Raw genomic sequence first — 25,242 nt, 5'->3', positions numbered from 1 at the left:
ACCGGCGGCGTGCCATACTTGGTGTGGCACACAGATGGAAAGGTTCTGCCATGAGTTATCGCCTGATCATCGGCGACCCCGCGTATTCCAGTTGGTCCTTGCGCGGCTGGTTGCTGTTTCGCAAATTCGGACTGAGCGCAGAGCAAGAACTGGTGGATTTCAGCGCCAGCAGCGTGGCTGAACAGGTCAGCGCCGCGCGCCCCGCCCGTACGGTGCCAACGATGATCACACCCGAAGGCGCAGCGGTCTGGGATTCGCTGGCGATTGCCGAAGAACTGGCCAGTCGCCACCCCGAGGCCGGGCTTTGGCCCACAGACCCTGCGGCCCGCGCAACCGCACGGTCGATGGCCGCAGAGATGCATTCAGGGTTCAGCGCGCTGCGCGGCGCCTGCCCGATGAACCTGCGGTTGGCCTACGCGAATTTCCAGCCGTCAGAAGAGGTTCTGTCCGATGTCGCCCGGCTGGAGTTGATCTGGGCCTTTGCCCGCGACCGGTTCGGCGCGGATGGCCCGTGGCTGTGCGGTGCCTATTCGGCGGTGGACGCGTTTTTTGCCCCGGTCGCGGCGCGGATCGCGACCTATGGGCTACCGGTTGATGAGGTGGCGCAGGCCTATGTCGCCGCGCACCTGCAAGACGACGCGTTCCGCGAATGGCGGCGCTGGGGCATGACCACCGGCAAGACCCTGCCGTGGTACGCGATGGACGCACTGGAAACGAAGGATTGGCCCGGACCGGCGGACTAGGGCGCTAGAACGTCACCGTGACGCCCGGCAGGTTCAGCGACTTGATCAGGTCGCGCAGTTCCTGTCGGGCTGCCACGTTGGAAATGTTCAGTTGCTTGACGCCCACATCCTTGAGATCAAGCAAGGTCAGCCCACGGGGGAACAGTTCCCGGAAAATCACCCGTTCGGTAAAGCCCGGCACGATGCGGAAGCCAATCCGCTTCGACAGCCGTTCCAACGCGTTTTCCATCTTTTGCTTGTTGACCATTTGCTGGGCGCCCAGACGGTTGCGCAGAACCACCCAGTCTATGGGCTGCAACCCGGCCTGCGCCCGCAGTTGCCGCGCGTTCCAGACCATCTCGGAATAGACCGATGGGCCCTTGATCTTCAACCCGTCGCTGTCGACATGGGCCAGCAGATCGAAATCGACGAAACTGTCGTTCAGCGGCGTGATCAGCGTATCGGCCAGCGAATGCGCCACCTGGCTGAGCCGGGTGTGCGAGCCGGGACAGTCAATGAGGATGAAATCGCTTTCGGGTTCCAGCTCTGAAACCGCTGCCGACAGACGGTGATCATAGATGTTTTCACCGGGTTGCAATGCCGCCGGGTCGATCTCTGGCAGGTCAATGTAGGTTGGCGACGGCAGGCCAAGGCCTTCTGCCTCGGAAAAAGCACGTCGGTTGTCGACGTAACGGCCCAGCGTGCGCTGCCGCAGGTCAAGGTCCAGCGCACCGACCCGGTGGCCCATGCGCGCCAGCGCCGAGGCCACGTGCATCGACACGGTGGACTTGCCCGCACCGCCCTTTTCGTTCCCTACAACGATAATATGAGCCACCGCTCCGCCCCTTGTCTGACCCGCATGATCTGCGGTGTTTTGCCGAGCGCTACAATATATGTTGGGGACAGACAAGAAAACCCGTCGCAGATTTTCCGCCCGGTTTCGTGGCGCTGGGGACTCAGCCCCGAACCACCCCGCAAAAGAAAACGCCGCCCCGAAGGACGGCGTTTCCCGAAACCTGAAAGGCGGGGCAGATCAGAAGCCCAGGCCTTCGTATTTCTTCTTGAACTTGGACACGCGGCCGCCCTGGTCCATCAGACGGGTGCTGCCACCGTTCCACGCCGGGTGCGCGGTCGGGTCGATGTCCAGGGTCATGGTGTCACCCTCTTTGCCCCAGGTGGTGCGCACCTGGAAGATGGTGCCGTCGGTCATCTTGACGTCGACGAGGTGGTATTCGGGATGGATATCTTTTTTCATCTCGCCAGTCCTTACGCCTCGGCGCCCTTGGGGGCCTTGTAGTTGGTAACTTCTGCGATACGGGCCGACTTGCCGCGACGCGAGCGCAGGAAATACAGCTTCGAACGACGCACGCGGCCACGGCGCACGACTTCGATGCTGTCGATGTTGGTCGAATAAAGCGGGAACACACGCTCCACACCTTCACCGAAGGAAATCTTGCGAACGGTGAACGAACCGGCAATGCCCTTGCCGTTCTTGCGGCTGATGCAAACACCTTCGTAGTTCTGCACACGGGTGCGCGAACCTTCGGTCACCTTGTAGCCAACGCGAACGGTGTCGCCGGCCTTGAAATCGGGGATGGTTTTCCCCAGGGAAGCGATCTGTTCCGCCTCCAGCTGTGCGATCAGGTTCATCTGATCATCTCCTTTGTTACGCGCGGTTTGCCCGCGGAAATGTCTGGCCAGAGCTTTGACCCAACCGGGTAAAAGGGGTGCACCAGCTGTTCTTTGCTTTGGATGGCGGCAGGTTTCCCGACACCAATATCAAAAGGCGCCGAGTCGCCTCAGCACCTGAAGATGGGGCCGTATAGGCGCTTTGCCCCGGTCACGCAAGTGTCGCGTGGACGGCGATTAGCCCAGATAGATCTGACCAGCGGGGAATTTCACCCGCGGTGTGCTGCGCGTGGCCAGGAAGAACCCCACCACCAATGGCCCCACCCGGCCCACGAACATGGTGAACATGATGACCGCGCGCCCCAGCGTGTCCAATTCATGCGTCGCCCCGCGCGACAGGCCCGCTGTCCCAAAAGCCGAGGTCACTTCGAACACCAGGTCGACAAACTGGCCGTCATGGCTGATCGAAATCAGGAAAATCGAGGTCAGCACGATCAGCATGGATATCGTGGTCAGCGCCATGACCTTCATCACTTCCTCCAACCCCAAAGACCGCCCGAATGCATGCATCGATGTGCGGCGGCGGAAAAACGCGACCGTGGCCAGCAGCAGCACCGCGACGGTGGTCACCTTGATGCCGCCGGCGGTCGAGGTGCTGCCGCCCCCGATCAGCATCAGCACCATCGTGAGCATCGTGGTGCTGTCGTGCATCCCCCCGGTGTTGATCGTGTTGAACCCGGCGGTGCGCGGGCTGACCCCCTGGAACCAGCTGGCCCAGAGCTTCTCTGCAACACTGAGGTTGCCCATGGTTTCGGGGTTCGACCATTCCATCAGTCCGAACAGGACAGACCCCCCGACGATCAGCACGCCGCTGCCCGCGATCATCAGCTTGGAATGCACGGTCAGACGGTGCCACCGGCGTTTCTGGTAAATGTCACCCAGCACGATGAAGCCAAGCCCGCCTAGGATGAACAGCGCCGGGATCACAAGGTTGACCACCGGGTCGCCAACCCAGTGCGACAGGCTGTCGGGATGCAACGCGAACCCTGCGTTGTTGAAGGCCGATACCGAATGGAACACCGCCTGCCAGATACCGTTCCAGCCAAATTGCGGTACGAAGACCAGGCACAGCAACAACGCTCCGACGGCCTGGCAGATCAGCGCAACGGTAAAGATGATGCGTACCAGAACCGTCAGGTTTGACAGCGATGTCTGGTTCAGGTCTTCGCGCAGGATCAACCGTTGCGGCATGCCCACCGGGATTCCCAGCGCGCCCAGAACCAGCACGGCGAAGGTCATCAACCCCAGCCCGCCCAGCTGGATCAGCACGGCAATCACCGCCTGCCCAAAGCCTGTGAAGGCCGCGCCGGTATCGACCAGCGCAAGCCCCGTCACCGTCACGGCCGAGGTCGAGGTAAAGATCGCAATTCCAGGTCCCACCCCGCCGTGGTGCGAAACCGGCAGCCACAGCAGCAGGGCCCCCAACAGGATGGTCCCCAGATAGAACACCGCCAGCAGCGCCGGGGGCGGCAGGTGCAGCGCCCCGATCCGCCGGATCCTGTGCGTCACGCGCTTGATCATGGTCTACAGGCTGGAAGCAAAGCTGCGCAGGTCCTTGCGCTGGCCCAGCAACAACAGCAGGTCGTCCCGCTCCAGCCGGCAGGCGGTCCCGTCCTGGCCGATGTACTCGGTGCCGCGCATCACGCCAATGCAGCGCAGGTTGAATTTCTCGCCATGGGGCAAATCCGACAGAGTCTTGCCCTCAAGGCTTTCGGGAATGCGGAAATTGACCACGTGAAAGCCATTGCCAAGGCTGACATAGTCCCGCACCAGCGGATTGTGCAGCACCTGCGCGATATGCTGGCCCATCTCGACCTCGGGGTGAATCACCCGATCGACCCCCAGCTTGCTCAGGATTCGGTGATGCGTCTTGGTCTTGGCCTTGGCCCAGACCATCGGCACACCCAGCAGTTTCAGGTTGATCGCGGCCAGGATGCTGGCCTCCAGGTCCGAGCCGATCGCCACCAGCCCGGCATCGCAATCCGCCAACCCGGCTTCGCGAAGGGCAGCATCGTCGCGGGCATCGGCGATCAACGACTGTGACAGGCTGTCAGCATGGTTCGCCACCCGGCCTTCGTGAGTGTCGATCCCAATCACATGATTGCCGAAGCGTTGCAGTTCAGTGGCGACGGTGCTGCCAAAGTTGCCCAGCCCGATCACGCCCAAGGTGCGACTGTTGTTCTTGGCCATTCGGCCCCCCATTCCAGCCTGCCGGACACAGATCGGATCGCGCCCCCTTTCACAAGACCGGGGTCGCGCCCGCAGCGCCACGGACGTGAGCGCCAGACTGACCCCATGCGCGCGCAGGGTCAAGCGGCGCTTTGACGCTATTTCTTTTCAAGGCGTTGCCACAGATCCGGGCGGCGTTCGCGGGTCAGGTCCTGGGCTTGCTGGTGCCGCCACTTTGCAATTTCGCCATGGTTGCCCGACAACAGGACCGGAGGGATAGGGTGGCCTTTCCATTCGGCGGGTCGGGTGTATTGCGGATGCTCCAGCAACCCGTCAGAGAAGCTTTCCTCTTCGGTTGAGGTTTCGTTGCCCAACACCCCGGGCAGCAACCGCACGGTGGCATCCAGAACGATCTGCGCCGCCAACTCACCGCCGGTCAGCACGTAGTCCCCCACCGACACTTCGGCGATGCCATAATGATCGATCACCCGCTGGTCCAACCCTTCGAACCGGCCACAGATCATCGTGACCCCGTCCATCGTTGCCAAGTGCCGCGCCATTGCCTGATCGAAAGGCCGCCCGCGCGGCGACAGATAGACCATCGGCATCCGGCCGCGCGCCGACCGCCGCGCATGTTCCAGCGCCGCCCCAACCACGTCCGGGCGCAGCACCATGCCCGCGCCGCCCCCCGCCGGGGTGTCATCGACGTTACGGTGCTTGCCGTCGCCGAAATCGCGCAAGGCGATGGTTTCCAGCTGCCATTTTTCCTCTTTCAGCGCGCGACCGGTCAGCGACAGGCCCAGCACACCGGGGAAGGCGTCGGGAAACAGGGTGACGATCTGCGCATGCCACGCTTTCGCCAGAACCGGCTGTTCCGCCATCAGGTCGCGCGGCTTCAGCGACGCAGTGATTGATTTGCGGCCATGCGATTTCGGCGTGTCTGTCATCGGTCTGCCCCCTGTTGCGCGCCCCGGTCTAGCCGTGCCGGAACCACGGGGCAAGCCGGTGTCGGCCCTGTCTCAGGCGGCAATCGGGTCGACGTAATCTTCGTATTTCGGTGGCGACAGCAGTGTCCCGGTCATCAAGCACCAGTTGTCACGCCGCCGAACGGCGCGGCCTTCGTAGCGAATGAACAGTCCGTGCGGCACCGGCCAGGGGTCCCCTCCCAGGTCGCAAGCGACCTTGTCCAGCGTAGCCAGAACCGTGTCGCGGGTCTGTTCAACCCGGTCGGGCGGGTCCAGCGCAAGTTCGTGATTGCAATACCATCCGGCATTCCACAGCTCGATCACGCGCCGCACCGACCGGACAAAGCCGGCGTCGCCCTGCCGCACCGCGCGCTTCAAACTGCCGTTCAGCGCGGTGTTGACCAGAAAGCCCGCCACGGTCGCACGGTCGCAGGCGGATTGCTGGACGCACCACAGCGCCGCCTCTCTCTGGCCGGGGCAAGTGGCATCATGCTCCAAAACGATGTGGTGCCACAGGTCGGGATCGGGCATTGCCATACGCTCAAGACTGTCTCGCAGCCGCAGGCCCTTGACACCATTTCGCATCAGCCAGATCGCTCGGGTGGCCTCGAACGTGTCGCGCTGGCGTTCGAACCGCAGGCGGGTTGCGTGCAACGTCATCAGATGGTCACGGATCGTCAGCACCTGATACGGGTTCACAAAGGCCGCCGACAGGCGGCCCGCTTCCCCAGGGGTGCTGCGCATCACGCTGCAAAAGACATAGAGTTCCGCCAGCGCCGCGCGCGGCGCGGTTTCCAGGTCGGTCAGACCGCGTGCCGACATCAGTTTGGCCAGCGCCCTGCCGATCGCCCGGTTCAGGGTTTCCGGTTCAGGCTTGCCGGCAAAATGGTTCGGCTGGGTCTGCGCCTCGGACAGGTAGAACCGCAAATCGCCGCGCTGAGCTTCGACCGCAGGCAGATCCGCCATCAGGTGCACGATACCCCGCCGCCGCATCAGCCCCAGCGATCCGCGCAGATCGACCGGCGCGACCTTGCAGGACATGGCAACCGCAATTCCTGAAAGCACCAGCGCAAGAAGGACAGGCAGCGCTGCCCCGCTCCAGCCAACGGACAACCGCAACACGTCCGTATCTACGACGGACAACAACAAACCAGGGCTAACAGCGGCAGCCGACAAGGCAATACGTTCAACCGACAGTACCAAGGGAAAACCCCCAATCAAACGTGCCCCCACACGAAACATGGTCACATTCGGGTCGAAATAAGGCAGAAAAGTGGCAAATGCTGGGAAAAACCAAGGCCGGGACAGCGGATTTCCGATTTTATTTCATAATATCATATATTTAAACCTGCCTTACTGCTGCCTTTTTTCGCCCTGATGCCGCCTCATTCGACAGGTTGGGCAGGTTCAGTTTCAGGAATCCGGCGGGAATCGCGGAATCCGGTCCAGAATTCACCGATCTTGCGAGCGCCGGACGTGCGCGGATGTCTGCTGCGAGTCCCGCACAATTCAGCGGCGGGTCCGCCCCGGGCAGGTCGGACAGCGGTGACATCTTTGAGCGCGAGGGTGGGGTGTTGGTGATCGGCATCACCTGCACGCTGCTGGGGCCCGTTGTTTGGAACCGGGCACGAACGACGATCTGCGCAAGCTTCAGAACAGCCCGTCAGGCGGGTCCGCCACGATCCGTTCGCTGGACAGGTCGACCGTCGGCACGATGGCCAACGTAAAGGGCAACAACACCGTTGCGGAATTACCGGGAACGGTGAGTTCCAGAATATCGCCTGCGCCGTGATTCAGCACAGCCTTCACCCGTCCCAGTTCCGCCCCGCCGGTGTCGAACACGGTCAGGCCGATAAGGTCGGCGTGATAAAATTCATCATCCGGCAACGACGGCAACACCTCGCGCGGGGCATAAAGCCGGGTGCCTTTCAGCGCGTCAGCCTGTTCCTTGGTCGCGACGCCCGACAGGCGCGCGGCAAAACCATTCTTGATTGCACGGGTCAGTTCGACTTCGAACCGGGTTGCGCCATCCTCTGTCGACAGCGGGCCATAGTTGGCGATGGCTTCGGGATCGGCGGTAAAGCTTTTCAGCCGCACTTCCCCCTGAACACCGAAGGCCCCGGCAATCGCGCCGACACAGATCAATTCAGCCATCCTGTTCCCTTGCCCCTGCGCAGACATTGGCGCGCGTCCAGACACCGCCCGCGGTTTCGCACCGATCCATCTGTTGTGACCGTTCAAAGAACATACCCACCACGAAGGCGATGGCCACAAAGATAATCAGGCGAAAAAGGCGCATGGTCTGGTGACAGTGAACGACCCCCGGCGGCGGAACGCAACCGCCACCGGGGGACAATCAGCGTGGCGCAGATTATTCTGCGTCAGCGGATTCTGCGCCTTCGGCGGCCTTGGCTGCCTTGGCTTCGGCGCGTTCCTGAGCGGCCTTGCCCGGGGTGCCCTTCTTGGGGTTCGAACGCTCTTTTTTCTCAACGACGCCGGCAGCTTCGAGGAAACGCGACACGCGGTCGGTGGTCTGGGCGCCCTGCGCGATCCAGTGCTGGATACGCTCGACGTCCATCTTCACGCGGTCTTCGCTGTCCTTGGCCAGCAGCGGGTTGTAGATGCCGACCTTCTCGATGAAGCGGCCGTCGCGCGGCATGCGCGAGTCGGCGACGACGATGCGGTAGAAGGGACGCTTTTTCGAGCCACCACGGGCCAGACGGATTTTAAGTGCCATTGTGTTTCTCCTTTGAATGGCGGGGTCAGGGCGCATCACCGCCCTGTCTTTGGTGTGGTCACGATTGCTTTTGTTCGTGATGCTTGATGACTTCCTGAATGATGAAGTTCAGGAATTTCTTGGCGAATTCGGGATCGAGGTCGGCCTCTTCCGCCAGGGTTTCCAGCCGCGCGATCTGCTTGCCTTCGCGTGCGGGGTCGGATGGGGGCAGGTCGTGTTGCGCCTTGAGGACGCCCACGGCCTGGGTGTGCTTGAACCGTTCGGCCAGCGTGTAGACGAGGATCGCGTCCAGCCGGTCGATGCTTTCGCGGTGCTCTTTCAGCAGGGCTGCGGCGCGGGTGACGGCGTCGGTCATGCGGGTCTCCTTTGGCCCGGAACGGGTGATGCACAAGCCATGCACATGCGATGCACACTGGATGCATACGCGGTACGGGTCGGGATCGGGGTAAAACGGTCAGTCAATGGCCCAGCCCTTCGGTTTGAACAGCGGGTCCTGATAATGGGCGATCTCCATGTCGATACCATGCGCGAGCTGCGAGCCCTGCAACTGCGCGGGACTGGGGTGGCGATAACACACGTCGTGCCCGTCAACGGATTTGGCTTCGTGATCGCGCTTGGCCCCCAGCCGTTCCGCCAGCCGGATCGAATCGAGGTTCTTGGGGTCAAGGAAGCTGACCGCGGTTTCCCAGCCTTGTTCCTCGTAGAAGTAGCGACGTACCCGGTGGGTGGCTTCCAGAGCGAACCCGTGCCCGCCCTTTTCCGGCCAGATGATCCAGGCGATTTCGCGTTCCGGCCATTGCGCCGGGCACCAGCCGCCGGCCATGCCCACGGTTTCCTCGGTCCCTTTCAGGTGCACCATCCACATCCCGTAGCCACGGATTTCCCAGTGACCGATTTCAGCGGCGTAGAGCATCCAGGTCTCATAGGGATTCAACGGACCGCCCATGAAGCGCGAGCGATACGATGCGAAAGTGGCCTTGAAACCGGGGTAGTCCTGGGGGTCGGGACCGCGCAGGACCAGACGTTTGGTTTCGAGGACGGGAATATCGCGGTGGCCCATCAGACGGTCCTTTCGTGACCGGCTGCGCGGGTGGCAGCCGGGGTTGTCGAGTATTTTTGGAAAGATGAAAGCAGGTCCACGGTCAAGCCTCCTGCCGGTGTCGGTAAACCTGCGTGCCGTCGCCCAAAGCGGTCTCGGCGGCGGCGTCGCGGGTGGCGTTCAGCCGGGTCAGCAGGGCGATGACGCGGACATTGCTGCCATCGACATAAGACACGACCGTGTCCCAGCCCAGCGCGTTGAACGCGTGGTCCAGAACCGCGCGGCCGGCTTCTTCGGCGTAGCCGTGGCCTTCGGCCTCTTCGGTCAGGAAGATGCCCAGTTCCGGTTCCGGGTCGGCATAGTCGAAGCCCAGAAGCGCGAAGCCCGCGGAGGGGGTGGTTTGCGCGTCGATCGTCCACAGCCCATGACCGTGCAGCATCCACAGCGCGATGGCGCCGGTGAACGAGGCCCAGGCCTCTTCCCGGGTGAACGGGCCGCCCATGAACTGCGCGCGATCGCTGCAAAAAATGTCGGCATAGGCGCCGAAATCGTAGATCCGCGGCGCGCGCAGTTGCAGGCGGCGGGTGTCCAATGTCGGGATCCGGCCGCCGATCTTGGACGCCTGGCGCGACGCCCGCCCCGGGCGGTGCTGTTCGACGGCAACGGTCATGGCGCGACCTCGGGGTGGCGCCAGATCTGTGTCTGGGCGCCGCGCAGGGTGGTGACGGTTTCCAGCGATGCGCCCAGGCGACGGGCGAAGGCCTGCGACCGGGTGTTTTCCGGCGAAATGTAGCTGGCAAGGCGGGTCAACCCGAAATGGGTGGCGGCGGCCTGGCGCGCGGCGGTCACCGCCTCCGCCGCGAGGCCGGTGCCTTCGTGCGCGGCGGTGACAGCGTAGCCCAGTTCCGGTTCCGGCCAGTCGAAGGGCATGAAGATGCCGGCAAAGCCCGCGAAGGCCTGCGTGTCGCGGGTTTCCAGAAACCACAGGCCGAAGCCGCGCAGGTGCCATTGGCCCACCGTCGCCATCAGGGCGCGGCCGACGGCGACCGCGTCCAGCGGGCCGCCGTTCCAGTGGCTGCGCGGGTCCTGGAAATAGGCGCAGAGCGGCGCGTGATCGGCCAGCGCGGGGGCGCGCAGGACCAGGCGGTCTGTTTCGATCACGGGAATGGTGACGGTCATGCCAGCGCCTCCGGCCCCGGATGACGGTAGAGCATGTCCTCGCCCATGCTGATGTTCTGATAGGTGCGTTCGTAGGTGGCGCCCATCCGTTCGGCCAGCGCCACCGACCGGGCATTGCCCGGCACGATGTTCGAGGTCAGCGTGGTGAAGCCCAGGCTGTCATAGGCCCATTGGCGCGCGGCCAGGGCGGCCTCGTATGCCAGGCCCTTGCCTTCGAAGCCTTCGAAGACGACCCAGCCGACCTCGGGCTCTGGCCAGCCTTCGGGGTTCCAGATGCCGCAGATACCGGCGGTGGCGCCGGTCTGCTTCAGTTCGAGCGCGAAATAGCCGTAACCGTGGTAGTGCCAGTGGCCGACGTTCAGCATGAACCAGCGCCAGGCATCGCCCCGGTTGTCGAAGGCGCCGAACTTGGCGGCACGGTCCTGGTCCATCAGGAAGGCGATGGTGGGTTCGATATCGCGCGGCTCGGGGCCGCGCAGGATCAGGCGGTCGGTTTCGATACGGGGGGCGGCGGTCAGGCTCATGCGTAAGCCTCCGGGCTGCCGTCGGTGTCGGGGCTGTGGCGGTATACCACGGTTTCGTCGGGCGTTTCGCCGTCGGGCAGGTCTGCGTTGGCGTCGTGCACCGCGCCCAGCCGTTTCGCCAGCGCAATTGAGCGGGCGTTGTCGGGGTGGATGTAGCTGACCAGCGTGTCGAAGCCTTGCCCCCACGCCCAGTTGAGCGCGGCGGTTGCGGCTTCGGTGGCGTAGCCCTTGCCTTCGGCGGCCTCAAAGAAGATCCAGCCGATTTCGCGTTCGGGGAAATGCGGCGGTTGGGTGATCGCGACCTGGCCGATGAACTGGCCGTCGCGCGTGTCGACGCCCCAGCCACCCTGCCCCATCAGGTCCCAGCTGCCGGTTTCCGAGGCGAAGCCGTACCAGAAATGACTGCGGTTCTTCGGCCCGTCCACATAGGTCGCCCGCGCGCTCTGGAAGAAGTCCCAGAACGGGTCCATGTCTGCCATGACATGGGGCCGAAGGCGCAGGCGTGGCGTATGAAGGACGGGGGCGGGCATGGGTTATTTCTTCTTGCCGAACCCTGACAGGCCGCCGGGCAGCCCCATGCCGCCGCCAAGACCCGGCAGGCCCTGACCACCGCCCAGCTGGCGGGCGGCCTGTTCAAGCGATTTCTGGTCCATCTGGCCCAGCATTTCCTCGGGCGTGCCGCTTTTGCCGAACATGCCCTTCATGGCCTGTTTCAGCATGCCGCCCTTGCCCATCTTGCCCAGCTTTTTCATCATGTCGGACATCTGGCGCTGCATTTTCAGCAGCTTGTTCAGATCGGACACGTCCATGCCGGCGCCAGCGGCGATGCGTTTCTTGCGGCTGGCCTGCAGGATCTGCGGGTTGGCGCGTTCCTTTTTGGTCATCGACTGGATCAGTGCGATCTGCTGGCGGATGACCTTGTCGTCGATGCCCGCGCCTTCCATCTGCTTGGCCATCTTGCCCGCGCCGGGCATCATCGACATCATGCCTTCGAGCCCGCCCATCTTCATCATCTGTTCCAGCTGCATCTTCAGGTCGTTCATGTTGAACTGACCTTTCTGGAAGCGCTTCATCATCCGCTCGGCCTGTTCGACCTCGAGCGTCTGTTGCGCCTTTTCCACCAGCGCGACGATGTCGCCCATGCCAAGGATACGGCCCGCGATGCGTTCGGGTTCAAACGTTTCCAGCGCGTCCATCTTTTCGCCAAGACCGACGAACTTGATCGGCTTGCCGGTGATCGCGCGCATCGACAGCGCCGCACCGCCGCGGCCATCGCCGTCCATCCGGGTCAGGACAACGCCGGAGATGCCGATCTTGTCGTCGAATTCCTGCGCGACCTCGACCGCGACCTGACCGGTCAGGCCATCGACCACCAGCAGGGTTTCGCGCGGCTTGACCGCGTCGCGGACGTCTTCGACCTCTTGCATCAGCACCTGGTCGATTTGCAGACGGCCCGCGGTGTCCAGCATGTAGACATCGTAGCCACCCAGCGTCGCCTGCTGCTTGGCCCGTTTTGCGATCTCGACCGGGCTTTGCCCCGCGACGATCGGCAACGTGTCAACACCGATCTGTTCGCCAAGGATCTTCAGCTGTTCCATCGCGGCCGGGCGATAGATGTCGAGCGAGGCCATCAGCACGCGCTTGCCATCGCGATCCTTCAGGCGCCTGGCCAGCTTGGCGGTGGTGGTCGTCTTGCCGCCGCCCTGCAAACCGACCATCAGGATCGGCGCGGGAGCGTTGTCGATCTTCAGAGCGCCGGGCTCGCCTTCGCCGGTCAGGACCTGGATCAGTTCGTCATGGACGATCTTCACAACCTGCTGGCCTGGGGTGACCGACTTGGTCACGGCGGCACCGGTGGCCTTTTTCTCGACCGCCTTGATGAAGGACCGCGCCACCGGCAGAGAGACATCGGCCTCCAGCAAGGCCACGCGCACCTCGCGCAGGGCGGTTTTCACGTCGTCTTCGGACAGCGCGCCCTGTTTGGTCAGGCGGTCAAAGACGCCGCCGAGACGTTCGGACAGATTTTCAAACACGTCTCTGGCCTCCTTATGCCGCTCCAGGTTTCCTGCCCCGTATGTGGGGAGCCATGGCGCAATGCGCAAACGCCCCCACGGGCGCAACGCGCTGGTGGGGGGCGATCCCGGGCATAGCCCACAGGACCGGAAGCTTTGCCACTTCCGGAATCATTGCGCGGGATAGGCGCAAGACAGGTGAAAGTCAACCGAGACAGGGGTTTTGCGGGGTTTTTCGCGCGTCGGGGGTGACATCGCCCCGGGGCAACGATATGGTGCTGCCATTGAGTAAGGCGGAATATTGCCCAAAAATGCGGCGTGGACTGTTGCTGTTATACAAACAGTTGCGGTGCGCTACCATAGGGCAGTTGACGCAACCCTGAAATGCAGTAACTAACGGACATAGGTTAGCCCCTTTTCCTTGGAGACGGACATGAAAAAGATTCTCGCAACCGCACTCATTGCTTCGCTGGCAGCTTCCGGCGCGATGGCTGGCGGCAAAAACCAGGTTACCCCTGACGCATACGTGGACAACGAAGACCCGTTCGCCGTCGTTCCGGTAAGCAGCTCGGCACCTTCGCCGGCTCTGGCGCTGATCCCGCTGCTGATCATCCCGGCACTGGGCGGCACCTCGTCGAAGTGCACCACCACCGTCGGCAAGACCTGCTGATCGAACGCATTTCGTTCGAGACCTGTAAAGTTACGGACCCCCGCGATGTTTTCGCGGGGGTTTGTTTTTTGCGATTCGCCCTTTGCAGCGCGCGCCCTTCGCTTATGATTCGGCGGAACCGGAACCTTTGCGCGGGCTGTCATGACGAATTGGGATGAAATCCGAACCGCCTATCATGTGGCGCGGCTGGGCACTGTCAGTGGCGCGGCCGAAGCGTTGGGCGTGCACCACGCCACGGTGATCCGCCACATCGACGCGCTGGAAAAGCGTCTGGGGGTGAAGCTGTTCCAGCGTCACCCGCGCGGCTATACCCCGACCGAGGAAGGCGAGGAACTGCGCCGCGTGGCGCAAGCCACCGACGATCAGTTTCAGCAACTGTCGGGCCGTATCCGGGGCCGCGGGTCAGAAGTGACGGGGGAACTGGTGGTGACATCGCTGGTCAGCCTTGCACCTTTCCTGGTGCGGGCGCTGGCCGGGTTCCAACGCGAACACCCCGAGGTCATCGTACGCTATCTGACCGACGACCGGCTGTTCCGGCTGGAATACGGCGAAGCGCATGTGGCCCTGCGCGCCGGGGCGGTGCCGCAAGAGCCTGACAACGTGGTGCAGCCCTTTGCGCAGATGCGGATCGGGCTCTATGCCGGCACGTCCTATATCGACCGTCACGGACGTCCGGCGGCGTTGGACGATCTCGACGGGCATGTCTTTGTGGCACATGACAACCCCGACAACCGCGCGCCGCATCAGAAATGGCTGAAGGACAATATCCCGTTCGACCGGATCCGGTTCCGCTGTACGGATTCGCGGGTGATGCAGCGTGCGGTGCTGGAGGGGGCCGGGCTGGGGTTTCTTCCGGAAACCGAGGCGGCGCACAATCCCGATCTTGTTCAGGTGGTGCCCCCGCAGGACGACTGGTGCGCGCCGATGTGGCTTGTGACGCATGTTGATTTGCATCGCACCGCCAAGGTTCAGGCGTTCCTCAACTACCTCAAGGCGTTTGCCGAAGAGTTGTAGGGGCGCGGCGCGGCACCACGCCCCCACGGGGTTTGCTTACTCAGGCTGGCAGACCTGACCACGGGCGATCGCCATGAATGTGCGCACGATCAGGCCCAGAACGATCACCAGCAGCAGCGCCAGCCCGATGATGCCGATGGTGCGGATCGCGGGCAGATGCGTCAGCCCGGCAAAGCGGAAGGACGAGATCGTCAGCGCCGCGACCGGGAAGCTGAGCGCCCACCACGACATGGCGAAGGACAGCTTGGCGAAGGCCCGCGCCTCGATCAGGACGATCGCGGCAAAGACCAGCGTGGTGTAATACAGGAACCGCGCGGTGCCATCGATCTGGCCACCGTTCAGTTGCAGCCACGACAGGAAGGCGACGGCCGGCGGCGCGATCAGGATCATCAGCGTCGGCACAAGGCGCCACGGCAGCGGATCGTGGAAGATGAGCCGGTTGATCACCAGAGTCAGCAGGATCATCCAGAACAACACGCCTGCGGCAAAGAACAGCCACGAAATCTCGGGGAATCCCAGGCTGACACCGGCCACCGGCACCACCACGTTGCCCACCGCCGGAATGAACCAAGCGGGCGAAATGTGGGGGTGTTGGAACTTGCGGTGGCCGATCCAGTTGGAAATCACCGCCAGCGCCAGCGTGCCTTGCAGCGCGGTGCCGATAATCCACAGCACACGGGCGGCATCCATCGACACCGGGCGCATCGCCGTGGCGATCAGCAGGACCGAGATCGAAATCGCCGGAAAGAACGCAAGGCGCACTGGGTGATTCCATTCCGCCTTGACCGCGCCGGGATATTTCACCGCCTTGGCGATATAGAACAACGAGATCACGACAAAATCGATCACCGACGCCGCCAGCGCGATATGGGTGAGCAAGGGCGGGAACTTCAGCGCCCCTTCGGCGACATGCAGGGCCAGGGTCAGCCCCGCAAGCCCCATGACCGAGGCGAAAAAAGTGATCGGAAAATGTTCCAGACGGTTGTGAACCGCCTCGGGCATGGGTGTGTCGGTCATAGAGGTTTGTCCTTCTTCCTCAGTAGCAGCGACTCCAGCGTGTAGACGAGAATGGCAATGCCAACCGCGCCCCCACCGGCAACCATAAGCAGCACGATCACGTCGATCGGGCCGCCGATATCGCTGAATCCGGACCGGGTCATCGTCTGTACAAACAGGACAGCCGCGATGGCACCGAACGGCATCGAAAGCTGCGCCCACAGGAATTTGCGCCAGCTGACAGAGCGGTCGCGAATCAGCACGTAGATGTAGGCGACCGTAATCACGGCCGCCACGGCGACCATGACCCAGAACAAACCACGGCCGAAGATTTCTTCGAAGACGGCAAGCAGGGTGCCGAACGTCAAGTCTTTCATGTCTGTCGCTCCTTACGCGCGGCCACGCAGCATGGCGTTGTAGGTGGCTTTCAGCGCCACTTCCTTCATCAGCCAGCTGATCCACAGTTCTTCCAGCGGGGCGATGATGCCCGGGAAGCTGGGGGTGAGGTCATTGTTGTAGTCGAATTCCACCAGCATCGCCCGGCCCACGCGGGTGATCAGTGGGCACGAGGTATAGCCGTTATAGCTGGCGTCCGTGGTGTCGCCCTTGATCTGAGCAACAAGGTGTTCCTCGACCACCGGGACCTGCCATTTCACACTGGCCGCGGTCTTGCCCTTCGGCACGCCGGCCACGTCGCCCACGGCAAAGATGTTGGGATAGCGGTTGTGGCGCAGGTTGTGCTTGTCGACCTCGACCCAGCCTTCGCCAACCCACTTGTCTGCCCAGCTCAGGCCCGAGTCGCGGATGACCTGCGGTGCGCGCTGCGGCGGAATCAGGTGGATATAGTCGTAATCGCGTTCCTCGGTGCCGTCCTTGGTGGTGAACACCGCCCGCTTGGCACTGGCGTCGATGGATTTCAGAACGCGGCTGTAATCGGCATTGATGCCGCGGTCCTTGAACACCATCCGCACCTTTTCCGACACGATCGGCACACCGAACAGGCTGTCGTTGTTGGCCATGTAGGTGATGTCGAGCTTGCCGCGGGTGCCTTTGCGCACCGCGATGTCGTCGATCAGGAAAGTATGTTTCAGCGGTGCGCCGGCGCATTTCATTTCCGTGTTCGGACGGCTGAACAGGCCAATGCCCCCCTCTTCCGAGAACTTGGACGCGGCCTGCCATGTTCGGGCGGCGTAGTCCGGCCCTGCATAGAGCGAGCCGATGCCGTCCTTGCCGATCATGTCCATCTCAAGCCCTTCGATGGCGCCGTAGTTCAGCTCCAGCCCGGTGGCGATGATCAGATAGTCGTAGTTCAGCACTTCGCCCGATTGCAGCGCGACGGTCTTGGCCTCGGGGTCGATGTTGGCGGCGTATTCCTGTTTCAGCGTCACGTCAGAGGGCAACCAATCCGTGGTCTGGGTCACCGAGTAGTTGGACGGCTTGAGGCCAGCGGCGATCAGGCTGAAGCCCGGCTGGTACCAATGTTCCTTGCGGCCATCGACCAGGGTGATCTGTGCCCCATCCAGGCGGCGGACCAGGCGGTTCGACAGGGCGGCACCAGCGGCACCAGCACCCAGGATCACGATCTTCGCCTTGGTGGCGACCTGCGCCTGGGCGCACGTCGCGGCACCGGTCGCGACCAGCGCCCCGGCACCAGCGGCCAGCCCCAGAAAGCCGCGGCGCGTCGGGGTGAATTGCGATGTCATTTAGGGATTTCCTCCTATTTTCACATCGCGTGATCTGAATGTTTTAATGTCTGCGGGCATTGATGCAGATCAAACTTGAATTAGAGATATATATATAAAACTGCCCGCCTCACGCGGACGTGAACGCCAGAACCGCTTCGTTGCGATCCGTCCGATCCTGTCGGGTTTGCGCATTGCCCTTTCCGTCCGTTTTGTCGCACTGTGGCGCAAACAAGCAGGAGGAACCGCAATGCGTACACGCGCCGCCGTCGCCCTTGAGGCCGGAAAGCCGCTGGAAATCATGGAAGTGAACCTGGACGGCCCCAAGGCCGGAGAGGTCCTTGTCGAAATCAAGGCCACGGGCATTTGCCACACCGATGAATTCACCCTGTCGGGTGCCGACCCCGAGGGGATTTTTCCGTCGATCCTGGGCCACGAAGGCGCGGGCGTCGTGATCGAGGTCGGCGAAGGCGTGACCACGCTGAAGCCCGGCGATCACGTGATCCCGCTGTACACTCCGGAATGCCGGGAATGCCCGTCCTGCCTGTCGGGCAAGACCAACCTGTGTACCGCGATCCGCAACACCCAGGGCCAGGGCCTGATGCCCGATGGCACGACGCGGTTTTCGATGCTGGATGGCACCCCGATCTATCACTACATGGGCTGTTCGACCTTTGCCCAGCACACGGTGATGCCGGAAATCGCGCTGGCCAAGGTTCGGGACGACGCGCCGTTCGACAAGATCTGCTATATCGGCTGCGGCGTCACCACCGGAATCGGCGCGGTGATCAACACTGCGGGCGTCGAGATCGGCAGCACCGCCGCCGTCTTCGGCCTTGGCGGGATCGGGCTGAACGTGATCCAGGGCCTGCGCATGGCCGGGGCCGACATGATCATCGGCGTAGACCTGAACGACGCCAAGGAAGAGATGGCGCGCAAGTTCGGGATGACGCATTTCGTCAACCCGTCGAAGATCGAAGGCTCGGTCGTGCAGGAGATCGTCAACCTGACCAAGACCGAAAAGGACCAGATCGGCGGGGTCGACTATTCCTTTGACGCCACCGGCAACGTCAAGGTGATGCGAGATGCGCTGGAATGTTCGCACCGAGGGTGGGGGGTGTCGGTGATCATCGGCGTGGCACCGGCCGGGGCCGAGATCAGCACGCGCCCGTTCCAGCTGGTCACCGGGCGGGTCTGGAAAGGCACCGCGTTCGGCGGCGCCAAGGGCCGCACCGACGTGCCGAAATTCGTCGACTGGTACATGAACGGCAAGATCGAGATCGATCCGATGATCACACACACCATGCCGCTGGAAGAGATCAACACGGCGTTCGACCTGATGCACGCGGGCGAATCGATTCGCTCGGTGGTGATCTACTGAGCCATATGCAGCCTTGACCTGAAACCTTGCAGGGCGCCGGGATTTCCGCCACCAACGGACCCGGCGCCCTTTTTCATGGAACCGGTATGAGCAAACTGACGGAACGGCTGCACGAACTGTACGAAGGCGAAACCGATCGCGCGCATCGGTTCCGCTATGCGCTGCTGGTGTTCGACATCGTCACCATCCTGTTCGTGATCGCCACGTCGTTTTCGACCCACGGACCGGTGATCGAAACCATCGACGCTGTGTTCGGCGTGGTCATCCTGATCGATTTCATTGCGCGGCTCTGGATCGAAAAGCAGCGCCTGCGCTACCTGGTCTCTCCGGCGACGCTGGCCGATATCGTGGCGATCGGATCGTTCCTTGCGCCGCTGGCGGGGGAAGGGCTGGGTTTTCTGCGGGTGCTGCGGACGCTGCGGCTGTTGCGGACCTACCAGTTGATGAACCGGCTGCGCAGCGATTTTTCCGCTTTCCGCCGCAACGAAGAGGTGGTCATCGCTGCCGTCAACCTGCTGGTGTTCCTGTTCGTGATGACCGGGCTGATCTATGCCACGCAATATCCGCACAACCCCGACATCCGGAACTATGCCGACGCGCTGTATTTCACCGTCACCACGCTGACCACGACGGGCTTTGGCGACATCACCCTGACGGGGACCTGGGGCCGGATGCTGTCGGTCGTGGTGATGATCTTTGGCGTGACCCTGTTCCTGCGTCTTGCGCAGGTGCTGTTCCGGCCCACCAAGGTGCGCCAGAAATGCCACCGCTGCGGCCTGTTGATGCATGACGCCGACGCGGTGCATTGCAAGCATTGCGGCGCGTTCATCCACATCGAAACCGAAGGTCTGGAATGACACTGACGATCCGCGAAGCGACCCGCGACGACGAAGACCTTGTCTGGTCGATCCTAAAACCGTCGGTCGAGGCCGGCGATACGTTCTGCGCCGACCCCAAGGGTGGCAAGCCCGGTGGATTAGCGTATTTCTGGCCCGAAACCGCGCGTTGCTTCATTGCCGAGGTGGACGGACAGGCGCTGGGATGCAGCTACCTGAAGCCCAACCAGACAGGCAACGGCGCACATGTCTGCAACGCCGGTTATTGCACCCTGCCCGGCGCGCGCGGCAAGGGCGTGGCGCGCGCGCTGCTGGCGCATTCGCTGGACACGGCCAGGGCAGCCGGGTATCGCGCAATGCAGTATAACTTTGTCGTGTCGACCAACACCCGCGCCATCGACACGTGGGAACGGGCGGGGTTCCAGATCGTGGGCCGCCTGCCCGGCGCTTTCCGTCACCCGACCGAAGGCTACGTTGATGCCCTGGTGATGTTCCGCACGCTGTAAGCCAAAGGAAACCTGATGCCCAACCGTCCCGACCTGCTGGCCGTTCTGATCGACGCCGACAACGTGCCCCCGAAGTTCGCCAAGGGTCTGTTCGAGGAAATTGCCAAACTGGGTGAACCTTCAGTGCGGCGCTGCTATGGCGATTTTTCCGCCGACCGGCTGAAAGGCTGGGCCGACATCATGGGGCTTTACGGCATGGTGCCGGTACACCAGCCATCTTACACATCGAAAAAGAATTCGTCCGACATCGCGCTTGTGATCGACGCGATGGACCTGATGCATTCCGGGCGGTTCGACGGGTTCGTTCTGGTGTCTTCGGACAGCGATTTCATCCGCCTGGCCAGCCGGCTGCGCGAACACGGGCTGACGGTCTACGGCATGGGTGAACAGAAAACAAACGAAGCCTTCCGGCAGGTTTGCAAGCGCTTCATCTTTCTTGAAAACCTGCTGGACCAGAACGACTCGCACGCGACCAAGTCGCGCAACAAGCTGACCGAGGCGAAGAAACTGGTCGCCCGCGCCTTTGACGCGATGGAGGGGGACGAAGACTGGATGCATCTCGACCAGCTGGGCCAGTCGCTTGCCAATGCCAATCCCGATTTCGACAGCCGCAGCTATGGCTTTGCCAAGCTGAGCGGGCTGGTGGCGGCGTCGAACGGGTTCGAGGTGGGCCGCGACGCCAACAAGCGGATGATCATCCGGCGCATCGGCTGATCACGCGCCGTAACGCGCCATGAACGTATCGATTGCGCCGTCGATCACGCGGCTGATCTCTGATTCTTCAAAGCTCGTGCGGATGCCGAAGATCAGTTTCGGCCACAGGTCGGCTTTGCACAGTTCGGCGAACTGATCGGCAGCCAGCGACAGGTCGCAATCGCGAATCTCGCCGCGATCGCGGGCCAGTTGCAAATAGCAGACAACGGCATCGTGCACCGTTTGCGGCCCGCTGGCATAGAATTCGCGGCCCAGTTCAGGAAACCTGTCAGCCTCTGCCACGCAGATGCGAAAGATGCTGGAGCCGAAATCCGACAGGATGAACCCCAGAAACTGACGCGCCACCTGCCGCAGAACAACACGCGGCGGGTGGGACATATCCAGCGTTTGCAACGCCTCTTCGGCCTGCATTTCGCACTGGCTGGTGGCCACTTTCATAAACAAAAGTCGCTTGTCAGGGAAATAGCTGTAGAGCGTGGCCTTCGACACGCCCGCCGCGCGGGCGATGTCGTCGACGCTGGCGCCTTCGAAACCATCGCTCAGGAAGACCTGTTTCGCGCCTTCCAGAACCTGGTCGAACTTACGCCCCCTGCGTACCTTTTCAGCCGTTGCGGTCATCTGATCCTCCGATCCCAGGCGGCTATATTAGACCGAACGGTTCAGTAGCGGCAAGCCACGCAGCGGTCACTTGCACGTCTTGAGCAGACCCGTGCAGTCTTGCGACACGGATGCGGGCGCCGTGTCGGGATAAGTCAGGGTCGGCAGGTCCATGGTCATGCAGGCGGACCCGGCGGTTGCGAACAGGACAAGTGCGGTTGCAGTCAGGACGGTTTGCATGGTTATCTCCATAAGTGAACCAAACAGTTTAGTTTATAAATACGCAGAGCGACGCGATTCGCAAGACAAAATGAACTGATCGGTTCAGTTTCTGTTTCTTGCATCCTTCGCCATGGTTGATACCGTTGCAGAATGGCTCTACATTAGAACCATTCTAAACGAGGGACTCCCCATGCGCTTCCTGACGCAACGCCGTCATTTTTCGGACCTGTCGGAACAAGAGGTTCTGGCACTGGCGATTTCATCCGAAGAGGATGACGCCCGAATCTATCGCAGCTATGCCGAAATGCTGCGCACCGACTTTCCCGATACCGCCAAGGTGTTCGACGGGATGGCGGAAGAGGAAGACACCCATCGGCAATGGCTGATCAAGCTGCACCAGGACCGGTTCGGCGACGTCATCCCGCTGATCCGGCGCGAACACGTTGCAGGCTATTATGCCCGCCGCCCGGTGTGGCTGATCCAGAACCTGGGCCTGGACCGCATCCGCGCCGAGGCCGAAGCGATGGAGCGCGACGCCGAGCATTTCTATCTTGCCGCAGCGAAACGCACGACCGATGCCGCGACCCGCAAGCTGCTGGGCGATCTGGCCAAGGCCGAGGCCGGGCACCAGCACGCCGCGACCGAACTGGAAGGCAAGCATCTGCAGGAAGAAGAGCGGGCCGAGGAAGACCGCGCCGCGCATCGCCAGTTTGTGCTGACCTGGGTGCAGCCCGGTCTGGCGGGGTTGATGGACGGCTCGGTGTCGACGCTGGCGCCGATCTTTGCCACGGCCTTTGCCACGCAGGACACCTGGACCACCTTCCTGGTCGGCTTGGCCGCATCGGTCGGGGCCGGGATTTCCATGGGCTTTACCGAGGCCGCGTCGGACGACGGCGAACTGTCGGGCCGCGGATCGCCTTTCAAACGCGGGGTCGCGTCGGGGGTGATGACCACGGTCGGCGGCCTGGGCCATGCCCTGCCCTACCTGATCCCGCATTTCTGGACTGCGACCAGCATCGCCTGGATCATCGTCTTCATCGAACTTTGGGCGATTGCCTGGATCCAGAACAAATACATGGAAACCCCGTTCCTGCGCGCCTCGATGCAGGTGGTGCTGGGCGGCGCGCTGGTGCTGGCGGCCGGGATCCTGATCGGGTCGGGCTGACATGGCAGGCATCGGCACAAATTGGAAAGGGCCCCGAATGGGGCCCTTTGTCATTTCTCGGGCAGCAGGCCCTTTGGACTGAACCGCAGCACCAGCAGCAGCACCAGCCCCATCGAGAACAGGCGCATGTGGGCAGCGGCGTCGGTCATGCGGATGCGGAACCAGTTGTCCTCGGCCAGACCGCTCGTCATCACCTGTGACAGCCACTGGCCGATCGGTTCGACCTGGATCCAAAGCCAGTAAATCAGGAACCCGCCCAGGATGGCGCCAAAGTTGTTGCCCGACCCGCCAACGATCACCATCACCCAGATCAGGAAGGTATACCGCAGCGGCTGATAGGACGACGGGGTCAGTTGTCCGTCCAGCGTGGTCATCATCGCCCCGGCGATACCGCAGATGGCGGACCCCAGGATGAAGATCTGCAAATGCCGTGCGGTCACGTCCTTGCCCATCGCCTCTGCCGCGACCTCGTTGTCGCGAATCGCGCGCATCATGCGGCCCCAGGGGCTGTTGTAGGCCAGTTGCGCCAGTACCAGCAGAACCACCAGCACCACCGTGAACAACATCATGTAGTTCAGTTTGACGAACAGCGTCGACGCCTCGGTCACCTGCATCCCCCAATCCGCCGCGCGTTCGGCAAATGCAGGGTCGGCTTGCAGGTCGACCTCATAGGGCACCGGGCGAGGCAGGCCGATCACGTTCTTCACGCCACGCGCCAGCCAGTCTTCGTTCTTCATGATGGCGATGACGATCTCGGCAATTCCCAGCGTCGCGATGGCCAGGTAGTCGGACCGCAGCCCCAGCGCCGTCTTGCCGATGATCCACGCGGCCCCGGCGGCGATCAGCCCGCCCACAGGCCAGGCCACCAGCGTCAGCCAGCCCCAGTCCCTGTAATTCTCGGCCCCGCCGGGGTTCAAACCGCCGATATGGCCGGTGGCGGCGGGGGTGATGGATTCGACGAATTCCACCCCGCCATCGAAGACCGACCGGTAAAGGAAGAACCCGACGACCAGCATCCCCAGTGTAACAACCATCCGGGCCCGGCCCTTGGCCATGCGCTGGCGCATCAGGGCAACGGCCACCACCGTGGCCGCACCGATCACCAGCCCCAGCAGGATGCGCCACGCCCCCCCGGCGGCCCACGCGCCGGGCGCGGGCGGCATCGAGACCAGCACCGTGGCCAATCCACCCAGCGCCACGAACCCCATCACCCCGATGTTGAACAGGCCCGCATATCCCCATTGCAGGTTGACCCCCAGCGCCATGATGGCCGAGATCAGCGCCATGTTCAGGATGCCAAGCGCGGTGTTCCACGAGCCGGAAAAGATCCAGGCGTCGGTTGTGCCTTCCAGAATGAACAGCGCCGCGACGAAGGCAAACAGCAGCGGTGCGCGCAGGGAATGAGTCATAGCGATTGCCCCTTGAACAGGCCCGTCGGCTTGAACAGCAACACGATCACGAGGATCGCAAAGCTGACGGCGAATTTATAGTCGGTGCCCATAAGCTGTACGAGCCCGGAGGGTTCCAGCGCTTCGGGCAGCATGTATCCCAGAACCTTTTTCCAGACATAGGTGACCGTCACCTCGGAAAAGGCGATGACGAACCCGCCCGCGATCGCGCCCAGCGGGCTGCCCAGCCCGCCGACGATGGCGCTGGCAAAAATCGGCAGCAGCAGTTGGAAATAGGTGAAGGGCTTGAAGCTTTTATCAAGCCCATAAAGCGTGCCCGCGATCGTTGCCAGCGCCGCCACGATCAGCCAGGTCACGATCACCACCCGCTCGGGGTTGATGCCCGACAGCAGGGCCAGGTCTTCGTTGTCGGAAAAGGCACGCATGGATTTTCCGGTGCGCGTACGGTTCAGGAACCAAAACAACACCGCCACCACCAGAACGGCGACCACGATGGTCAGCCCCTGGGTGGTCTTTAGCGCCAGACCTTCGCGCAGCCCGGTCATTTCCCTGAAATCGCGGGCCGAGATGATGAAACGGCTGCCATCGGTGAACACCTGGTCATCGACCCCGATGATGAACCGCACCAGCCCGTTGTACAGAAACATCACCCCGGTCGACACGATCACCACGATCACCGGCACAGCACGTTGCTTGCGATAGAAGCGATACACCACCCGATCGGTCCCGATCAGCAACAGCGCGGTGACCGCAATGCCAAAGGGCAGAGCCAGCAATGCGGTGGGCAACGGGCCAAGCCCGATCCCCATCGACTGGAACCACCAGGTGAACAGAATGGTGATCGCGGTTCCGAATGCCATGGTATCGCCATGGGCAAAGTTGGAAAACCGCAGCACGCCATAGACCAGCGTCACCCCCAGTGCGCCCAACGCCAGCTGGCTGCCATAAGCGGCCGCGGGGATGATGACGAAATTGGTCAGCGCAACAAGCGCGTTCAGGAAATCCATCACAAAG

The 25,242-nt window shown here is 62.6% G+C and carries 32 protein-coding genes; 8 read left to right on the top strand and 24 right to left on the bottom strand.

Annotated elements, in window-relative coordinates; all coding sequences use genetic code 11:
- The first annotated feature begins 50 nt into the window (after positions 1-50).
- Positions 51-743 carry a glutathione S-transferase gene (locus VK792_RS05770; protein WP_435404830.1) on the top strand — a complete coding sequence of 231 codons (693 nt, stop codon included), beginning with the start codon at positions 51-53 and terminating at the stop codon, positions 741-743.
- Between the two features lie 4 nt (positions 744-747).
- On the opposite strand, the gene VK792_RS05765 is transcribed toward VK792_RS05770, so the two are convergent.
- The 17 genes from VK792_RS05765 to ffh form a co-directional block, all read right to left on the bottom strand.
- Positions 748-1,557 carry a division plane positioning ATPase MipZ gene (locus tag VK792_RS05765; RefSeq protein WP_326296407.1) on the bottom strand — a complete coding sequence of 270 codons (810 nt, stop codon included), beginning with the start codon at positions 1,555-1,557 and terminating at the stop codon, positions 748-750.
- 198 nt (positions 1,558-1,755) lie between these two features.
- Entirely contained in the window at positions 1,756-1,977 is a 222-nt protein-coding gene (gene rpmE / locus VK792_RS05760; protein ID WP_326296406.1) for a 50S ribosomal protein L31, read from the bottom strand.
- Between the two features lie 11 nt (positions 1,978-1,988).
- Positions 1,989-2,372, bottom strand: a complete 384-nt coding sequence (gene rplS, locus VK792_RS05755; RefSeq protein ID WP_326296405.1) for a 50S ribosomal protein L19 — start codon at positions 2,370-2,372, stop codon at positions 1,989-1,991.
- A 216-nt stretch (positions 2,373-2,588) separates the two neighbouring features.
- The gene (locus VK792_RS05750) at positions 2,589-3,932 is read right to left on the bottom strand and encodes a TrkH family potassium uptake protein (protein ID WP_326296404.1); all 1,344 of its coding nucleotides are present in this window, start codon (positions 3,930-3,932) and stop codon (positions 2,589-2,591) included.
- Positions 3,933-3,935: 3 nt separating this feature from the next.
- Positions 3,936-4,601: a potassium channel family protein gene (locus VK792_RS05745; protein ID WP_326296403.1), complete on the bottom strand. Its 666-nt coding sequence runs from the start codon at positions 4,599-4,601 to the stop codon at positions 3,936-3,938.
- Positions 4,602-4,738: 137 nt separating this feature from the next.
- Positions 4,739-5,527 carry a tRNA (guanosine(37)-N1)-methyltransferase TrmD gene (trmD, locus tag VK792_RS05740; protein ID WP_326296402.1) on the bottom strand — a complete coding sequence of 263 codons (789 nt, stop codon included), beginning with the start codon at positions 5,525-5,527 and terminating at the stop codon, positions 4,739-4,741.
- Between the two features lie 72 nt (positions 5,528-5,599).
- Positions 5,600-6,586 (bottom strand): hypothetical protein, encoded by a 987-nt coding sequence (locus tag VK792_RS05735; protein ID WP_326296401.1) that lies wholly within the window; start codon positions 6,584-6,586, stop codon positions 5,600-5,602.
- A gap of 609 nt (positions 6,587-7,195) precedes the next feature.
- On the bottom strand, positions 7,196-7,699 hold the full coding sequence (gene rimM, locus VK792_RS05730; RefSeq protein WP_326296400.1) for a ribosome maturation factor RimM: 504 nt from the start codon (positions 7,697-7,699) through the stop codon (positions 7,196-7,198).
- Positions 7,692-7,844, bottom strand: coding sequence for a hypothetical protein (locus VK792_RS05725; protein ID WP_326296399.1), 153 nt, complete (start codon positions 7,842-7,844; stop codon positions 7,692-7,694). Before VK792_RS05725 ends, rimM begins: the two co-directional genes overlap by 8 nt.
- Before the next feature lie 72 nt (positions 7,845-7,916).
- A complete protein-coding gene (gene rpsP / locus VK792_RS05720; RefSeq protein ID WP_326296398.1) occupies positions 7,917-8,282 on the bottom strand; it encodes a 30S ribosomal protein S16 in 366 nt (121 codons plus the stop codon).
- 58 nt (positions 8,283-8,340) lie between these two features.
- A complete protein-coding gene (locus VK792_RS05715) occupies positions 8,341-8,637 on the bottom strand; it encodes a chorismate mutase (protein WP_326296397.1) in 297 nt (98 codons plus the stop codon).
- Positions 8,638-8,736: 99 nt separating this feature from the next.
- A complete protein-coding gene (locus VK792_RS05710) occupies positions 8,737-9,342 on the bottom strand; it encodes a GNAT family N-acetyltransferase (RefSeq protein ID WP_326296396.1) in 606 nt (201 codons plus the stop codon).
- A gap of 82 nt (positions 9,343-9,424) precedes the next feature.
- Positions 9,425-9,991 carry a GNAT family N-acetyltransferase gene (locus tag VK792_RS05705; RefSeq protein ID WP_326296395.1) on the bottom strand — a complete coding sequence of 189 codons (567 nt, stop codon included), beginning with the start codon at positions 9,989-9,991 and terminating at the stop codon, positions 9,425-9,427.
- Positions 9,988-10,500: a GNAT family N-acetyltransferase gene (locus VK792_RS05700; RefSeq protein ID WP_326296394.1), complete on the bottom strand. Its 513-nt coding sequence runs from the start codon at positions 10,498-10,500 to the stop codon at positions 9,988-9,990. Before VK792_RS05700 ends, VK792_RS05705 begins: the two co-directional genes overlap by 4 nt.
- Positions 10,497-11,024, bottom strand: coding sequence for a GNAT family N-acetyltransferase (locus VK792_RS05695; protein WP_326296393.1), 528 nt, complete (start codon positions 11,022-11,024; stop codon positions 10,497-10,499). The genes VK792_RS05700 and VK792_RS05695 overlap by 4 nt, the downstream gene beginning before the upstream one ends.
- Positions 11,021-11,554, bottom strand: coding sequence for a GNAT family N-acetyltransferase (locus VK792_RS05690; RefSeq protein WP_326296392.1), 534 nt, complete (start codon positions 11,552-11,554; stop codon positions 11,021-11,023). Before VK792_RS05690 ends, VK792_RS05695 begins: the two co-directional genes overlap by 4 nt.
- 3 nt (positions 11,555-11,557) lie before the next feature.
- On the bottom strand, positions 11,558-13,057 hold the full coding sequence (ffh, locus tag VK792_RS05685) for a signal recognition particle protein (protein WP_326296391.1): 1,500 nt from the start codon (positions 13,055-13,057) through the stop codon (positions 11,558-11,560).
- A 412-nt stretch (positions 13,058-13,469) separates the two neighbouring features.
- On the opposite strand from ffh, the gene VK792_RS05680 reads away from it, so the two are divergent.
- Both VK792_RS05680 and VK792_RS05675 read left to right on the top strand, forming a co-directional pair.
- Positions 13,470-13,706, top strand: a complete 237-nt coding sequence (locus VK792_RS05680) for a hypothetical protein (RefSeq protein ID WP_326296390.1) — start codon at positions 13,470-13,472, stop codon at positions 13,704-13,706.
- A gap of 141 nt (positions 13,707-13,847) precedes the next feature.
- Entirely contained in the window at positions 13,848-14,720 is an 873-nt protein-coding gene (locus tag VK792_RS05675) for a LysR family transcriptional regulator (protein WP_326296389.1), read from the top strand.
- 36 nt (positions 14,721-14,756) lie between these two features.
- On the opposite strand, the gene VK792_RS05670 is transcribed toward VK792_RS05675, so the two are convergent.
- The 3 genes from VK792_RS05670 to VK792_RS05660 are packed head-to-tail and all read right to left on the bottom strand — an operon-like array spanning position 14,757 to position 17,419.
- Positions 14,757-15,737 carry an SLAC1 anion channel family protein gene (locus tag VK792_RS05670; RefSeq protein ID WP_326296388.1) on the bottom strand — a complete coding sequence of 327 codons (981 nt, stop codon included), beginning with the start codon at positions 15,735-15,737 and terminating at the stop codon, positions 14,757-14,759.
- Complete coding sequence (locus tag VK792_RS05665; protein ID WP_326296387.1) at positions 15,734-16,093, bottom strand: DUF5368 domain-containing protein; 360 nt, start codon at positions 16,091-16,093, stop codon at positions 15,734-15,736. Before VK792_RS05665 ends, VK792_RS05670 begins: the two co-directional genes overlap by 4 nt.
- A 12-nt stretch (positions 16,094-16,105) precedes the next feature.
- Positions 16,106-17,419: an NAD(P)/FAD-dependent oxidoreductase gene (locus VK792_RS05660; RefSeq protein WP_326296386.1), complete on the bottom strand. Its 1,314-nt coding sequence runs from the start codon at positions 17,417-17,419 to the stop codon at positions 16,106-16,108.
- A 229-nt stretch (positions 17,420-17,648) separates the two neighbouring features.
- On the opposite strand from VK792_RS05660, the gene VK792_RS05655 reads away from it, so the two are divergent.
- The 4 genes from VK792_RS05655 (at position 17,649) to VK792_RS05640 (ending at position 20,835) form a co-directional block, all read left to right on the top strand.
- Positions 17,649-18,779 carry an S-(hydroxymethyl)glutathione dehydrogenase/class III alcohol dehydrogenase gene (locus VK792_RS05655; protein ID WP_326296385.1) on the top strand — a complete coding sequence of 377 codons (1,131 nt, stop codon included), beginning with the start codon at positions 17,649-17,651 and terminating at the stop codon, positions 18,777-18,779.
- A gap of 86 nt (positions 18,780-18,865) precedes the next feature.
- Positions 18,866-19,636, top strand: coding sequence for a potassium channel family protein (locus VK792_RS05650; protein WP_326296384.1), 771 nt, complete (start codon positions 18,866-18,868; stop codon positions 19,634-19,636).
- Entirely contained in the window at positions 19,633-20,121 is a 489-nt protein-coding gene (locus tag VK792_RS05645; protein ID WP_326296383.1) for a GNAT family N-acetyltransferase, read from the top strand. Before VK792_RS05650 ends, VK792_RS05645 begins: the two co-directional genes overlap by 4 nt.
- A gap of 15 nt (positions 20,122-20,136) precedes the next feature.
- Complete coding sequence (locus tag VK792_RS05640) at positions 20,137-20,835, top strand: NYN domain-containing protein (protein ID WP_326296382.1); 699 nt, start codon at positions 20,137-20,139, stop codon at positions 20,833-20,835.
- Here VK792_RS05640 and VK792_RS05635 read toward each other — a convergent pair whose 3' ends face one another.
- Positions 20,836-21,453: a TetR/AcrR family transcriptional regulator gene (locus VK792_RS05635; RefSeq protein WP_326296381.1), complete on the bottom strand. Its 618-nt coding sequence runs from the start codon at positions 21,451-21,453 to the stop codon at positions 20,836-20,838.
- A 66-nt stretch (positions 21,454-21,519) separates the two neighbouring features.
- On the bottom strand, positions 21,520-21,672 hold the full coding sequence (locus tag VK792_RS05630; RefSeq protein WP_326296380.1) for a hypothetical protein: 153 nt from the start codon (positions 21,670-21,672) through the stop codon (positions 21,520-21,522).
- 172 nt (positions 21,673-21,844) lie between these two features.
- Here VK792_RS05630 and mbfA point away from each other — a divergent pair, with 172 nt between their 5' ends.
- On the top strand, positions 21,845-22,819 hold the full coding sequence (gene mbfA / locus VK792_RS05625; RefSeq protein ID WP_326296379.1) for an iron exporter MbfA: 975 nt from the start codon (positions 21,845-21,847) through the stop codon (positions 22,817-22,819).
- 50 nt (positions 22,820-22,869) lie between these two features.
- Here mbfA and VK792_RS05620 read toward each other — a convergent pair whose 3' ends face one another.
- Complete coding sequence (locus tag VK792_RS05620; protein ID WP_326296378.1) at positions 22,870-24,228, bottom strand: branched-chain amino acid ABC transporter permease; 1,359 nt, start codon at positions 24,226-24,228, stop codon at positions 22,870-22,872.
- A complete protein-coding gene (locus VK792_RS05615; RefSeq protein WP_326296377.1) occupies positions 24,225-25,235 on the bottom strand; it encodes a branched-chain amino acid ABC transporter permease in 1,011 nt (336 codons plus the stop codon). Before VK792_RS05615 ends, VK792_RS05620 begins: the two co-directional genes overlap by 4 nt.
- Positions 25,236-25,242 lie beyond the last annotated feature (7 nt).

This window comes from Mesobacterium hydrothermale (genome assembly GCF_035818635.1).
In the GTDB taxonomy this organism is placed as follows: domain Bacteria; phylum Pseudomonadota; class Alphaproteobacteria; order Rhodobacterales; family Rhodobacteraceae; genus Mesobacterium_A; species Mesobacterium_A hydrothermale.
Note: the sequence above shows the minus strand (reverse complement) of the source record. Positions and strands in the feature narration are given on the sequence as shown.

Excerpts from the sequence above, each read along its gene's own strand:
- VK792_RS05700 (WP_326296394.1), bottom strand. The coding sequence starts at position 10,500 with ATGACCGTCACCATTCCCGTGATCGAAACAGACCGCCTGGTCCTGCGC.
- VK792_RS05630 (WP_326296380.1), bottom strand. The coding sequence starts at position 21,672 with ATGCAAACCGTCCTGACTGCAACCGCACTTGTCCTGTTCGCAACCGCC.
- trmD (WP_326296402.1), bottom strand. The coding sequence starts at position 5,527 with ATGACAGACACGCCGAAATCGCATGGCCGCAAATCAATCACTGCGTCG.
- VK792_RS05705 (WP_326296395.1), bottom strand. The coding sequence starts at position 9,991 with ATGACCGTTGCCGTCGAACAGCACCGCCCGGGGCGGGCGTCGCGCCAG.
- VK792_RS05690 (WP_326296392.1), bottom strand. The coding sequence starts at position 11,554 with ATGCCCGCCCCCGTCCTTCATACGCCACGCCTGCGCCTTCGGCCCCAT.
- VK792_RS05665 (WP_326296387.1), bottom strand. The coding sequence starts at position 16,093 with ATGAAAGACTTGACGTTCGGCACCCTGCTTGCCGTCTTCGAAGAAATC.
- VK792_RS05735 (WP_326296401.1), bottom strand. The coding sequence starts at position 6,586 with ATGTCCTGCAAGGTCGCGCCGGTCGATCTGCGCGGATCGCTGGGGCTG.
- rplS (WP_326296405.1), bottom strand. The coding sequence starts at position 2,372 with ATGAACCTGATCGCACAGCTGGAGGCGGAACAGATCGCTTCCCTGGGG.
- VK792_RS05725 (WP_326296399.1), bottom strand. The coding sequence starts at position 7,844 with ATGCGCCTTTTTCGCCTGATTATCTTTGTGGCCATCGCCTTCGTGGTG.
- VK792_RS05655 (WP_326296385.1), top strand. The coding sequence starts at position 17,649 with ATGCGTACACGCGCCGCCGTCGCCCTTGAGGCCGGAAAGCCGCTGGAA.
- VK792_RS05650 (WP_326296384.1), top strand. The coding sequence starts at position 18,866 with ATGAGCAAACTGACGGAACGGCTGCACGAACTGTACGAAGGCGAAACC.
- VK792_RS05695 (WP_326296393.1), bottom strand. The coding sequence starts at position 11,024 with ATGAGCCTGACCGCCGCCCCCCGTATCGAAACCGACCGCCTGATCCTG.
- VK792_RS05620 (WP_326296378.1), bottom strand. The coding sequence starts at position 24,228 with ATGACTCATTCCCTGCGCGCACCGCTGCTGTTTGCCTTCGTCGCGGCG.
- rimM (WP_326296400.1), bottom strand. The coding sequence starts at position 7,699 with ATGGCTGAATTGATCTGTGTCGGCGCGATTGCCGGGGCCTTCGGTGTT.
- VK792_RS05675 (WP_326296389.1), top strand. The coding sequence starts at position 13,848 with ATGACGAATTGGGATGAAATCCGAACCGCCTATCATGTGGCGCGGCTG.
- VK792_RS05770 (WP_435404830.1), top strand. The coding sequence starts at position 51 with ATGAGTTATCGCCTGATCATCGGCGACCCCGCGTATTCCAGTTGGTCC.
- VK792_RS05750 (WP_326296404.1), bottom strand. The coding sequence starts at position 3,932 with ATGATCAAGCGCGTGACGCACAGGATCCGGCGGATCGGGGCGCTGCAC.
- VK792_RS05670 (WP_326296388.1), bottom strand. The coding sequence starts at position 15,737 with ATGACCGACACACCCATGCCCGAGGCGGTTCACAACCGTCTGGAACAT.
- rpsP (WP_326296398.1), bottom strand. The coding sequence starts at position 8,282 with ATGGCACTTAAAATCCGTCTGGCCCGTGGTGGCTCGAAAAAGCGTCCC.
- VK792_RS05640 (WP_326296382.1), top strand. The coding sequence starts at position 20,137 with ATGCCCAACCGTCCCGACCTGCTGGCCGTTCTGATCGACGCCGACAAC.
- mbfA (WP_326296379.1), top strand. The coding sequence starts at position 21,845 with ATGCGCTTCCTGACGCAACGCCGTCATTTTTCGGACCTGTCGGAACAA.
- VK792_RS05660 (WP_326296386.1), bottom strand. The coding sequence starts at position 17,419 with ATGACATCGCAATTCACCCCGACGCGCCGCGGCTTTCTGGGGCTGGCC.
- VK792_RS05715 (WP_326296397.1), bottom strand. The coding sequence starts at position 8,637 with ATGACCGACGCCGTCACCCGCGCCGCAGCCCTGCTGAAAGAGCACCGC.
- VK792_RS05635 (WP_326296381.1), bottom strand. The coding sequence starts at position 21,453 with ATGACCGCAACGGCTGAAAAGGTACGCAGGGGGCGTAAGTTCGACCAG.
- VK792_RS05615 (WP_326296377.1), bottom strand. The coding sequence starts at position 25,235 with ATGGATTTCCTGAACGCGCTTGTTGCGCTGACCAATTTCGTCATCATC.
- VK792_RS05645 (WP_326296383.1), top strand. The coding sequence starts at position 19,633 with ATGACACTGACGATCCGCGAAGCGACCCGCGACGACGAAGACCTTGTC.
- VK792_RS05710 (WP_326296396.1), bottom strand. The coding sequence starts at position 9,342 with ATGGGCCACCGCGATATTCCCGTCCTCGAAACCAAACGTCTGGTCCTG.
- rpmE (WP_326296406.1), bottom strand. The coding sequence starts at position 1,977 with ATGAAAAAAGATATCCATCCCGAATACCACCTCGTCGACGTCAAGATG.
- VK792_RS05745 (WP_326296403.1), bottom strand. The coding sequence starts at position 4,601 with ATGGCCAAGAACAACAGTCGCACCTTGGGCGTGATCGGGCTGGGCAAC.
- VK792_RS05680 (WP_326296390.1), top strand. The coding sequence starts at position 13,470 with ATGAAAAAGATTCTCGCAACCGCACTCATTGCTTCGCTGGCAGCTTCC.